This is a genomic window from Pasteurella sp. P03HT (assembly GCF_054052285.1).
Genome location: NZ_JBSIUM010000003.1, coordinates 123,104 through 135,044 on the forward strand (window position 1 = coordinate 123,104; position 11,941 = coordinate 135,044).

Here is an 11,941-nt window from a genome sequence, read left to right on the forward strand (position 1 = left end):
TTTTTCACAGATACCAATAATATCCCCGTGTAAACTGCCCGAGAGCAGTGAGGATTTTTAGGAAAATAAGGTTGCGTAGCAAAGCGAAGACAACTTATTTTTCGTGAAAAAATCCACACGGAAAGAGGACAAGCAGTTTAGTCGGGGGGTGTTTCTTTACTCCTTTTTTGCACAAACAAAAAAGGAGAGAAGAAATACTAAGAAAAGTGATGACAATGGTAGCGGTAACAAAAAATTAATTAAGAGAGAAAACCTATGCCTAACGAATTTAAACAACACACTGGCATTGCTGTTCCACTTGATGCCTCAAATGTGGATACGGATGCCATTATTCCAAAGCAATTTTTACAAAAAGTCACACGTGTCGGCTTTGGTGCTCATTTATTCCACGAATGGCGCTTTTTAGATGATGACGGAAAACAGCCCAACCCTGATTTCGTGCTCAACTACCCTCGCTATCAAGGCGCTAGCATTTTATTAGCACGTGAAAATTTTGGGTGTGGCTCTTCACGTGAACACGCGCCTTGGGCGTTAGATGATTATGGTATCCGTGTAATTATTGCACCAAGCTTTGCGGATATTTTCTATGGCAATAGCTTGAATAACCAAATGCTACCGATTCGTTTAACTGAACACGAAGTCGATGAATTATTCAAATATGTGGTGGCAAATGAAGGGGCAACGATTTCTGTGGATTTAGAGGCGCAAACTGTTGCAGCCAATAACAAAGTTTATCATTTTGAAATCGACAGTTTCCGTCGTCATTGCTTGCTTAACGGTTTAGACAATATTGGATTAACCTTACAGCATGAAGATAAAATTGCAGCCTATGAGAGACAGATCCCAGCCTTTCTACGCTAAATAAGAAAACGCAAGAACATATCTATCGTACATTCTTACCCTGTTCACCTCATTTTTTCTAATATGAGGTGAACAAAGAGATTTATCTCGTGACATACTGTTCTGTGTTATTTACGCCTGAATCTCAACGAGATCAGAATAGGAGACTAATCAAATATAGATTTGGTCACAGATAATGAGAACACAACATGCAAAAACGCGTCGCTGACTTTATTAAGAAACAGTATTTATTTACGCTAGCCTGCGTAGACAACAATATGCCTTGGGCAAATGCCCTTTACTATGTCTTTGATGAACACTTGAAGCGTTTGATCTATGTCACGGGAGAACAAACACAGCATGCACAGATCATGAGCAAAAATCCTCAAGTTGCGGGGACTATCTTTGTACCGACCCGATTTGTTCCTTCTTTACAGGGTGTACAATTTACAGGCAAAGCGAAACAATTGTTTGGTGAAGAAGCGGAATTAGCCCGATTATACTATGAAGCCAGCTATTCACATCAGCTGATTAGGCAATTATCTATTTGGGCCGTTGACTTAGACTACGTCCGTTTAGTCGATAATTCACTTGGACTATTCAGTGCAATAGAATGGAGAAAAGGACAAGTCGCAGAAGAGGAAGAAAAAAGTATTTTTCTCAAATAACGCCAAATACCTAAATAAAAAACGCACACAAGTAAACGTGCGTTTTTTTGATTCATGACATTAACGCAATTGCAATTGACGCCGAATACGGCGTAATAACAAGAAAACCCAAGGCCATAACAGACCACTGGCGAGGGCACCATAAATTTCTTGCCAATTAAATGATGCACTGTGTAAAAATAACTCAATCAGGAAAATACCAATTCGAATACAGAAGATAAATGCAACGACTAATAAGCTTTGCATCCACAACGATAAATTACGCAAGATAAGATGATTGACCGCAACTAAATAGATAAATACAGACAACACTAAGGCATGAACCCCTAATATTGATCCTAATACTAAATCCCACGCCACACCTAAAACAAATGCGGAACCGATACTAATTTTTGTAGGAACAGCAAGTGTCCAATATAACAACACGAGCACTAACCAAGCAGGCTTAAAATGCTGGAAATCACTTGGCCAAGGTGAAATCTCCATCACTAAAGCCACAATAAAGGTGCATGCGACAATCACTAACTGTAATAAAAAGTGTTTTTGCATTATTCTTCCTCTTTATGTACAGGTTCTGGAAGAGGCAACGCTTGATTATTTTCTGCAGGATTTTCTAATGTTGTTGCAGGCTCTTCTAGCGCAGCCGCATGAGGTTCTGGCTCATCTTGTACCAATGCTTTTTTTACTCGATTCGCCTCTACTCCCTGATTTTCTAATCGTTGCTGTACTGTTCTACGAATATCTTCTGGTGAAATAGATTGCACGTTTCTCATTTCTTCATTCGTTGGCCATAAGAGTAATACATAGCGCAGACGTTCAATTGAGGCGAGGGGCTTGGCACTCACGGTGGCAAAATAATTTTGCCCATCACGAGAAACCGATTCTACAATCGCAACTGGATAACCTTCTAAAAAACGTCCCCCCAGACCAGATGTAACAAGCAAATCCCCTTTGACAATATCAACAGAACGCGGAACATTGTCTAAGGTTAATTCATCATTACGCCCTGTGCCACTCGCAATCAAACGCACATCATTGCGTAATACTTGTACAGGAATCGAATGCGTCACGTCGGTCAATAACAACACACGACTGGTCTTGTCCCCCACTGAAATAATTTGACCTACGATCCCTTTCTCATCAATGATCGGTTGTCCAACATAAGCCCCATCACGAAAGCCTTGATTAATCACCACTTGATTACGATAAACGTCTGTTTCAGCAGTGAGTACTTCCGCAATTTTTTTATATTCATCTGTACGGAGTGGGGAGTTCAATAATAAGCGAAGACGTTGATTTTCGACTTTGAGTTGATCTAATAAAAGCAAATCGGCATTTTTTTCACGTAATTGCTCACGTAATACTTTGTTTTCAATTTGCAATTTATTGGTATCTACGAGATTATCTGACACCCCATCCAGTACTGTTCGAGGCGTGTTTGCCAAATAATACAGACCTCCGATTGCCGTTTCCATCACACTGCGTGCTTTGATCATCGCATTTGTTTGTCCATCAGAGAGCATTAATGCCAAAGAAGCAATAATGGCTAAAATCAACCGAAGACCGAGAGGAGGCGCCTTACCAAAAATGGGTTTCATATATGAATTAAACTAAGCGTTATCCGTTATAAGAGGTTAGGGAAAAAGTGCGGTAAACTTCACCGCACTTTTCTATCTCATTAGATATCATCACTGAAAATATCGCCACCGTGCATGTCGATCATTTCTAATGCCTCGCCACCACCACGCGCAACACAAGTAAGTGGGTCCTCTGCGATAATCACTGGCACCCCTGTCTCTTTAGAAAGTAGCACATCAATATTACGAATAAGCGCCCCCCCTCCTGTCAAGACCATGCCACGTTCAAAAATATCTGCTGCATGCTCAGGTTGACATTCTTCAAGTGCTGTACGAACAGCCGCCACAATGCCATTAAGGGGTTGTTGAATAGCTTCTAACACATCACGAGATGTCAATTTAAAAGAACGAGGTGCACCTTCTGCTAAATTATGACCATGCACTTCAATCTCACGAATTTCATCACCTTCTTGGATATATGCCGTACCAATTTCTTGTTTAATTCGTTCAGCCGTCGGTTCACCAATAATTGAACCAAATGTTTTACGAACATAAGAAATAATGGCTTCATCAAAACGGTCGCCACCGATACGAACAGAAGAAGAATACACAATGCCATTCAACGAAATCACCGCGACTTCTGTTGTACCACCACCAATATCAATCACCATTGATCCCGTTGCGGTCGACACTGGTAATTTTGCACCGATTGCGGCAGCCATCGGCTCCTCGATTAAATAGACTTCGCGAGCACCCGCTCCAATCGCTGACTCTTTAATTGCTCGACGCTCGACTTGCGTCGCACCAGCAGGGACGCAAACCAACACACGTGGACTTGGGCGCATAAAATTGCCGCTGTGCACTTGCTTGATGAAATATTGCAACATTTTCTCTGTCACAAAAAAATCCGCAATCACACCATCCTTCATTGGACGAATGGCTGCAATACTTTTTGGTGTACGGCCTAGCATTAATTTTGCGTCTTTTCCCACCGCCGCAATGCTTTTTAATGCACCTGAGCGCTCTTGACGAATTGCAACAACAGACGGCTCATCAAGTACAATACCTTGCCCTTTTACATAAATTAACGTATTAGCGGTACCGAGATCGATAGAAAGATCATTTGAAAATAAACCACGAATTTTTTTGAATAACATAAGGATTCCGTTGAACTAAATTGAATGATGAAGACTCGCGTTTGAGTATTAAAAAAATTGTCCTAAATGTACCAAAAAATGTACCTTTATAACAGAAGATTTTCTGTAAATTATCGAAAATTGCCTTGTCTTTCTACTTGAGACAAACTTTAATAGCCTTATACTCAATGAGTTATCTCTCTACAACGTATTCTGCTTGCTTTCACGATCGCGGAGTGTCAAACTGGGTCCAGTTTAGCGAATGTCATTTTTCATTCGAAAAGGAACAATTATGTCAAAAAGTAAGAAAACACCGTTGCTGCAAGATCCCAATTATCACGAAGAACTTGCCAAATATGAAAACCCTATTCCTAGTCGAGAATTTATTCTCGATATCATTCGACAACATCACGCACCAATTTCTAAAGAAGAACTCTTTCATACTTTATCCATCACGGATGAAGAACAACAAGAATCTATGCGCCGTCGTTTACGGGCAATGGAAAATGATGGACAGTTAGTGTTTACTAAACGTAAACGCTATGCTTTGCCTGAAAAATTAGACCTATTAAAAGGAACCGTACTTGGTCATCGTGATGGCTATGGTTTTTTGCAAGTTGAAGGAAAAGATAGCGATTGGTTTATTCCTAATAATCAAATGCAAAAGGTCATGCACGGTGATTATGTACTCGCGCAACTCAGTGGACAAGATCGCCGTGGACGGCAAGAAGTCCGTATTGTACGTGTGCTACAACAACGTAAAAAACAAATTGTTGGGCGTTTTTTCTTAGAAGATGGCATCGGTTATGTGGTGCCTGATGATAGCCGTATCAATCGAGATATTTTAATCCCGAATGAACATCGCCAAGGTGCTCGAATGGGACAAGTTGTAGTGGTTGAATTAAAACCTCGCACTGCAACCTTTAGCCAACCTGTTGGTGTAATCACTGAAATTTTGGGTGAAAACATGGCGAAAGGCATGGAGGTGGAAATTGCGATCCGTAACCACGATATTCCACACGTGTTCCCTGATGCCGTCTTAAAACAGGTTTCAAAACTCAGCGAAGAAGTGCCTGAACAAGCAAAAGAGGGGCGCGTTGATTTACGCCAATTACCATTAGTCACAATTGATGGTGAAGATGCGCGCGATTTTGACGATGCGGTTTTCTGTCAGAAAAAACGTGGGGGCGGTTGGAAATTGTGGGTGGCAATTGCTGATGTGAGCTATTATGTTCGTCAACGCACTGCATTGGATACCGAAGCACACGCACGAGGCAATTCTGTATATTTTCCAAACCGTGTCGTGCCAATGTTGCCAGAAGTGCTTTCTAATGGGCTTTGCTCGTTAAACCCACAAGTTGATCGCTTGTGTATGGTGTGCGAGCTCAATGTTTCAGCAAAAGGCAAAATTACAGGCTATGAGTTCTACGAAGCGGTAATGAATTCTCACGCTCGTTTAACTTATACCAAAGTCGCTCGCATCTTAGAGGGCGATGAAGAGCTTTGCGAACGCTACCATAATTTAGTACCGCACTTGCTTGAATTACACAAAATGTATCAAGCCTTAGTGGATGCCCGTCATCAACGTGGTGCCATTGATTTTGAAACAATCGAAAGCAAGTTTGTCTTTAATGAAATGGGACGGATTGAACGCATTGAACCTGTTATCCGTAATGATGCCCATAAAATCATTGAGGAATGTATGATTCTTGCTAATATTGCTGCGGCAAACTTCGTTGAGAAACACCAAGAACCTGCATTATTCCGCATTCATGCGGGACCAAGCGAAGAAAAAACAACTGCATTTCGTAGTTTCTTGAACGAATGTGGCTTAGGGCTAGGTGGTGGAACAAAACCAACAACAGCAGATTATGCTGAATTATTAGAGCAAGTACGTGAACGACCTGATCACGAATTAATTCAAACCATGCTATTACGTTCTTTAAGTCAGGCGGTCTATTCTCCCGATAATATTGGGCACTTTGGTCTCGCATTAGAAGAATATGCGCACTTTACTTCGCCAATTCGCCGCTATCCCGATCTAACACTCCATCGTGGTATCAAATTTATTTTAGCCAAATTAAAGGGCTCAAAACGGAAAACGACAGAAACGGGGGGCTACCATTATTCTTTCGATGAAATGGATCTATTAGGCGATCATTGTTCCATGACTGAACGTCGCGCCGATGACGCAACACGTGATGTAGCTGATTGGCTAAAATGTGAATATATGCAAGATCACGTGGGCGAAGAATTTAGTGGTGTCATTTCCTCTGTCACGGGCTTCGGTTTATTTGTGCGTTTGGATGATTTATTTATTGATGGACTGGTTCACATTTCCACTTTAGATAATGACTATTACCAATTTGATTTATCAAAACAACGTTTAATCGGCGAAAACAGTGGTATGATCTATCGTATCGGTGATAAGGTTAAAATTCGTGTGGAAGCTGTCAGCCTTGAACAACGCCAAGTAGATTTCTCTTTAGTTTCAAGTGAGCGCAAGCCATTGCGTGAAGGCAAAACATTGAAAGACAAGATGAAGAAAAATCTGCGTTATGCTGAAAGTATCGAAAAACAACGTTCGAAAAGTAAAGGGCATAAAAGTGCGGCAAAAAAATCCAACGTTTCAACCTCTTCCACTGCCAAGAAAAGTAAGAAAAAATCAGAAAAAAAGAGAAAATAGATGAGTGAAAACATTTATGGCATTCATGCAGTGAGTGCCTTTTTGAGTAACGCACCTGAGCGTTTAATTGAAGTATATGCATTAAAAGGGCGTGAAGACAAACGCCTGCAACCCTTGTTAAATGAACTGCATCGCTTAGGCATTTCAGTGCAATTTGTTAACCGTCAAACCTTAGATAAAAAAGCAGATGGCGAAGTACACCAAGGTATTATTGCACGCGTACAACCTGCAAAAGAATTGAATGAGGCAGATTTAGACACTATTTTGCAGCACAAGCAAAATCCTCTTTTATTAGTCCTGGATGGCGTGACTGACCCACATAATTTAGGGGCGTGTTTACGTACTGCAGACGCCGCTGGTGTATGTGCGGTGATTGTGCCAAAAGATAAATCAGCACAGTTAACCTCTATCGCGCGCAAAGTGGCTTGCGGTGCAGCAGAAACGATGCCGTTAATTCGAGTGACTAACTTAGCGCGTACCTTACGTGACTTGCAAAATGACCACAATATTTGGGTCATTGGCACCGCGGGCGAGGCTACTGAGACGTTGTATCAAACTAAACTAACAGGTGGTTTAGCCTTAGTGATGGGCGCGGAAGGTGAGGGTATGCGCCGATTAACACGTGAACATTGTGATCAACTGGTTAGTATTCCGATGGCGGGGTCGGTGTCTTCCTTAAACGTGTCTGTAGCAACAGGCGTATGCTTATTTGAGATTGTGAGACAACGTTTGGGGTAATATTTTCTCTCCATTCACCGCACTTGATGAATAAAAAAGCCCAGTATCGACTACTAGGCTTTTTTATTGCACGGGGTCTAATTATTTAATCACACCACAAGCCATACGTGGACCGCCACCGCCTAATGGTGCAGGATGATCTGAGTGGTTATCGCCACCTTCATGGATCATTAATGAGCGACCTTTCACCTCTTCTAAATGTTTTAAACGTGGTGCTAAAACAGGGTTAGTTGATGTACCGTCTGCGTTTACTGTTAAGGCAGGTAAATCGCCTAAGTGAGCTTCATCAGACCAAGGGTGACCGTGTTTACCCGCATTTTTTGGATCCCAGTGACCACCTGCGGCTAGACCAGCAACTAATTTGCCATCTTTTTCTTTTGCATCACAGCTTGGATTTTGGTGAATATGGAAACCATGTAAACCTGCTGTTAAGCCTTTGAGTTCTGGAGTAAACACTAAACCATAAGCTGATTCAGTAATCACAACTTTACCCACATCTTGATTACCTTTTACAGGGTCAAGCAATTCCACTTTCACTTCTAGCATTTCGCCAGTGTGTTTATGATCAGCTGCATGGTTATGCGCTAATGCGGATACCGCAACACCACATGATAGCATAAGTGCTAATACTGTTTTTTTCATATAAGTCTCCTCGTTGTATAAAAAAATCAGACTAAACAGTCTGATTTATTTTATCCTAAAATCCCAATGGTGTTCAGCCTTTTTGTAAGATTGTTTTTAAGAAACGCGCAGTATGTGACCCATTCACTTCTGCAACTTGCTCAGGCGTACCCGTTGCAATAATTTGTCCACCACCATTGCCTCCTTCTGGTCCTAGATCAACAATCCAATCCGCTGTTTTGATTACATCTAAATTATGCTCAATCACTACAATGGTATTTCCTTGATCACGTAAACGGTGTAAAACAGTCAACAGCTGTTTAATATCCGCAAAATGCAAGCCTGTTGTTGGCTCATCCAATACATACAAAGTTTTTCCTGTATCGCGTTTAGACAATTCTGTTGCCAATTTCACACGTTGGGCTTCTCCACCAGATAACGTTGTCGAAGATTGCCCTAAACGGATATACGATAACCCCACATCCATTAACGTTTGTAGTTTACGCGCAATTTGCGGAATCGCATCAAAAAACTCGCGCGCCTCCTCGACGGTCATATCCAGCACTTGATGAATCGTCTTCCCTTTATAACGAATCTCTAACGTTTCGCGGTTATAACGTTTACCTTTACAATGCTCACAAGGTACATACACATCTGGCAAGAAATGCATTTCAACTTTAATTACACCGTCCCCTTGGCACGCTTCACAGCGTCCCCCCCGCACATTAAAACTAAAACGTCCAGGATTATATCCTCTTGCTCTTGCCTCGGGCACACCTGAAAATAATTCACGAATTGGCGTAAATAATCCCGTATAAGTTGCTGGGTTTGAACGCGGAGTTCGACCAATTGGGCTTTGGTCAATATCAATCACCTTATCAAAAAATTCTAAACCTGAAATGGATTTATACGGCGCATACTGCGTATTCTCAGCACGGTTCAGGGCATTTTGCGCCAATGGGAATAAAGTATCATTAATTAGCGTTGATTTTCCTGAGCCTGACACGCCCGTCACACAAGTAAATAGCCCGACGGGGATCTCTAAATTCACTGATTTTAAATTATTCCCCGTTGCGCCATTAAGCTTCAGTATTTTTTGCTTATCAAGTGCGGTGCGTTTTTTCGGAATTTCGATTTTCTCAACACCAGATAAAAATTTACCTGTAATTGAGTTTTCATTCGCCATAATCGCTTTTGCAGTGCCTTCTGCGACAACTTGCCCACCATGCACACCCGCACCTGGCCCAATATCAATAATATGGTCTGCTGCCATAATCGCATCTTCATCGTGTTCAACAACGATTACTGTATTCCCCAAATTACGCAAATGGATTAACGTATTTAACAAACGCTCGTTATCACGTTGGTGTAATCCAATTGACGGTTCATCCAGCACATACATCACACCCACTAAGCCAGCGCCAATTTGACTGGCTAATCGAATACGTTGTGCTTCTCCCCCTGATAATGTTTCAGCCGAACGAGAAAGCGACAAATAATCTAGACCAACATTGACTAAAAATTGTAGACGTTCCTTAATTTCTTTCAGAATCTTGTCCGCAATGTGTGCACGTTGCCCGACGAGATTCAACTCACTAAAAAACTGTAACGTTTCCCCAATACTTTTTTCCGCAATATTAGGCAAATTTGTTGTTCCAATATAAACATGGCGTGCTTCTTGACGCAAACGCGAACCTTGGCAATCCTGACATGGGCAAGTGCTAATGTTTTTCGCCAATTCCTCACGCACTGACATTGACTCGGTTTCTTTGTAACGGCGAGCCATATTATTCAGAATGCCTTCAAAAGTATGATGACGCACAACAACATCGCCACGATCATTCATATATTGAAATTCAATTTCCTCTTTGCCAGAACCATTTAGAATAATCTGTTGGATTTTCTTCGGTAATGCTTCAAAAGGTTGTTCAATATCGAAATCATAATGTTTAGCAAGCGATGTTAACATCTGATAATAATAAAAGTTGCGGCGATCCCATCCTTTGATTGCCCCACTTGCTAACGAAATACTTGGATTTTGTACAATACGTTTTTCATCAAAATATTGTTGCACCCCTAATCCATCACAAGTTGGGCACGCTCCTGCAGGGTTATTGAAAGAAAACAAACGAGGCTCTAATTCTGGTATCGCATACCCACAATGTGGACACGCAAAATTCGCTGAAAAGACTAACTCTTCTGCACCCGTCTCCTCCATTGACGCAACGACTGCTGTTCCCCCTGATAATTCCAATGCAGTCTCAAATGACTCCGCTAATCTTGTGGCTAAATCTGACCGCACTTTAAAGCGATCCACCACGACTTCAATCGTATGTTTTTTGTGTAACTCTAGTTTTGGTGCATCAGATAAATCGTAAATTTCGCCATCAATACGAGCGCGAATATACCCTTGAGCCGCAATTTGTTCTAGCAGCTTAACATGTTCCCCTTTACGCTCTTTGACAACAGGTGCTAACAACATCATTTTGCTGTCTTCAGGCAAATTCAACACATTATCGACCATTTGACTGATCGTTTGTGCAGTAAGAGGGACATCATGCTGCGGACAACGAGGCTCCCCTACACGCGCAAACAGAAGACGTAAATAATCGTGAATTTCAGTGACTGTCCCCACCGTAGAACGTGGGTTATGAGAGGTGGATTTTTGTTCAATGGAAATCGCAGGCGACAATCCTTCAATATGATCGACATCAGGCTTTTCCATCAGTGATAAAAATTGACGTGCATAAGCAGAAAGCGACTCTACATAACGACGTTGCCCTTCTGCATACAACGTATCAAATGCTAAAGAGGACTTCCCTGATCCTGACAACCCAGTAATCACAATTAATTTATCACGAGGAATTGTTAAATTAATATTTTTTAGATTATGGGTCCGCGCCCCACGTACTTCAATATTATCCATAAATACCAAAAACCATTAAAAAGTGTTCAAATTGCGATCATTATCGCACATTCTGAAATAACTGTGCAAATATCCAGTTAAGATACATTTTTATCATAGATTTTTTTTCGATTTTGAGGCAAAATAATAAGAATTATCACCCAATCTAAAAGAGAGAAAGAGGATTATATGGCTGGAGTAAATAAAGTTATCATCGTAGGGAATTTAGGTAACGATCCAGAAATTCGTACCATGCCAAACGGTGAGGCAGTTGCCAATATCAGTGTTGCCACCAGTGAAAGTTGGCTTGATAAGAACACCAACGAACGCCGTGAAGTCACCGAATGGCACCGTATCGTATTCTACCGCCGTCAAGCAGAAGTTGCGGGAGAATATTTACGCAAAGGTTCAAAAGTTTATGTGGAAGGTCGCTTAAGAACACGTAAATGGCAAGATCAAAATGGTCAAGAGCGCTATACCACTGAAATCCAAGGCGATGTTTTACAAATGCTGGACAGCCGTAACGACCGTCAACAAGCTGGTGGCTATGCACCACAAGCACCTGCATCGCAATACGGTTCATCTTACTCAGCACCGAGCAACAATTTTGGTTCACAACCCGCTCGTCCAGCGACAAAACCTGCTCCACAAAACGAACCCCCAATGGATATGGGCTTTGAGGAAGATAATATTCCATTCTAATAGCACAACCAGATATAAAAAACGCAAGTTGCTCACTTGCGTTTTTTTATTACCTCACTAAAGTGCGG

The 11,941-nt window shown here is 41.5% G+C and carries 10 protein-coding genes; 5 read left to right on the top strand and 5 right to left on the bottom strand.

Translation table 11 applies throughout. The features are described 5' to 3' along the window. The first annotated feature begins 255 nt into the window (after positions 1-255). Together leuD and ACWIT3_RS03835 are read left to right on the top strand one after the other, a co-directional pair. The gene (gene leuD, locus ACWIT3_RS03830) at positions 256-861 is read left to right on the top strand and encodes a 3-isopropylmalate dehydratase small subunit (protein WP_457161490.1); all 606 of its coding nucleotides are present in this window, start codon (positions 256-258) and stop codon (positions 859-861) included. Between the two features lie 188 nt (positions 862-1,049). Continuing rightward, positions 1,050-1,508: a pyridoxamine 5'-phosphate oxidase family protein gene (locus ACWIT3_RS03835; RefSeq protein ID WP_457161491.1), complete on the top strand. Its 459-nt coding sequence runs from the start codon at positions 1,050-1,052 to the stop codon at positions 1,506-1,508. A 60-nt stretch (positions 1,509-1,568) separates the two neighbouring features. Here the strand turns inward: ACWIT3_RS03835 and mreD are convergent, their stop codons facing one another. The 3 genes from mreD to ACWIT3_RS03850 form a co-directional block, all read right to left on the bottom strand. Then, positions 1,569-2,057 (bottom strand): rod shape-determining protein MreD, encoded by a 489-nt coding sequence (gene mreD / locus ACWIT3_RS03840; RefSeq protein WP_457161492.1) that lies wholly within the window; start codon positions 2,055-2,057, stop codon positions 1,569-1,571. Next, positions 2,057-3,106: a rod shape-determining protein MreC gene (gene mreC, locus ACWIT3_RS03845; RefSeq protein WP_457161493.1), complete on the bottom strand. Its 1,050-nt coding sequence runs from the start codon at positions 3,104-3,106 to the stop codon at positions 2,057-2,059. The genes mreD and mreC overlap by 1 nt, the downstream gene beginning before the upstream one ends. 80 nt (positions 3,107-3,186) lie before the next feature. Continuing rightward, a complete protein-coding gene (locus ACWIT3_RS03850) occupies positions 3,187-4,242 on the bottom strand; it encodes a rod shape-determining protein (protein ID WP_046339021.1) in 1,056 nt (351 codons plus the stop codon). A 271-nt stretch (positions 4,243-4,513) separates the two neighbouring features. Between ACWIT3_RS03850 and rnr the strand changes: the two genes are divergently transcribed. Together rnr and rlmB are read left to right on the top strand one after the other, a co-directional pair. Next, positions 4,514-6,907, top strand: coding sequence for a ribonuclease R (gene rnr, locus ACWIT3_RS03855; RefSeq protein ID WP_457161494.1), 2,394 nt, complete (start codon positions 4,514-4,516; stop codon positions 6,905-6,907). Next, positions 6,908-7,645, top strand: a complete 738-nt coding sequence (rlmB, locus tag ACWIT3_RS03860; protein WP_457161495.1) for a 23S rRNA (guanosine(2251)-2'-O)-methyltransferase RlmB — start codon at positions 6,908-6,910, stop codon at positions 7,643-7,645. An 81-nt stretch (positions 7,646-7,726) separates the two neighbouring features. On the opposite strand, the gene sodC is transcribed toward rlmB, so the two are convergent. After that, on the bottom strand, positions 7,727-8,287 hold the full coding sequence (sodC, locus tag ACWIT3_RS03865) for a superoxide dismutase [Cu-Zn] SodC (RefSeq protein WP_457161496.1): 561 nt from the start codon (positions 8,285-8,287) through the stop codon (positions 7,727-7,729). A 73-nt stretch (positions 8,288-8,360) separates the two neighbouring features. Further along, positions 8,361-11,192: an excinuclease ABC subunit UvrA gene (gene uvrA / locus ACWIT3_RS03870; RefSeq protein WP_457161497.1), complete on the bottom strand. Its 2,832-nt coding sequence runs from the start codon at positions 11,190-11,192 to the stop codon at positions 8,361-8,363. 168 nt (positions 11,193-11,360) lie between these two features. Here uvrA and ACWIT3_RS03875 point away from each other — a divergent pair, with 168 nt between their 5' ends. After that, on the top strand, positions 11,361-11,873 hold the full coding sequence (locus ACWIT3_RS03875; RefSeq protein ID WP_046339026.1) for a single-stranded DNA-binding protein: 513 nt from the start codon (positions 11,361-11,363) through the stop codon (positions 11,871-11,873). Positions 11,874-11,941 lie beyond the last annotated feature (68 nt).

Bases quoted from the DNA above. Each gene is read 5' to 3' on its own strand.
- leuD (WP_457161490.1), top strand. From the start codon at position 256: ATGCCTAACGAATTTAAACAACACACTGGCATTGCTGTTCCACTTGAT.
- ACWIT3_RS03835 (WP_457161491.1), top strand. From the start codon at position 1,050: ATGCAAAAACGCGTCGCTGACTTTATTAAGAAACAGTATTTATTTACG.
- mreD (WP_457161492.1), bottom strand. From the start codon at position 2,057: ATGCAAAAACACTTTTTATTACAGTTAGTGATTGTCGCATGCACCTTT.
- mreC (WP_457161493.1), bottom strand. From the start codon at position 3,106: ATGAAACCCATTTTTGGTAAGGCGCCTCCTCTCGGTCTTCGGTTGATT.
- ACWIT3_RS03850 (WP_046339021.1), bottom strand. From the start codon at position 4,242: ATGTTATTCAAAAAAATTCGTGGTTTATTTTCAAATGATCTTTCTATC.
- rnr (WP_457161494.1), top strand. From the start codon at position 4,514: ATGTCAAAAAGTAAGAAAACACCGTTGCTGCAAGATCCCAATTATCAC.
- rlmB (WP_457161495.1), top strand. From the start codon at position 6,908: ATGAGTGAAAACATTTATGGCATTCATGCAGTGAGTGCCTTTTTGAGT.
- sodC (WP_457161496.1), bottom strand. From the start codon at position 8,287: ATGAAAAAAACAGTATTAGCACTTATGCTATCATGTGGTGTTGCGGTA.
- uvrA (WP_457161497.1), bottom strand. From the start codon at position 11,192: ATGGATAATATTGAAGTACGTGGGGCGCGGACCCATAATCTAAAAAAT.
- ACWIT3_RS03875 (WP_046339026.1), top strand. From the start codon at position 11,361: ATGGCTGGAGTAAATAAAGTTATCATCGTAGGGAATTTAGGTAACGAT.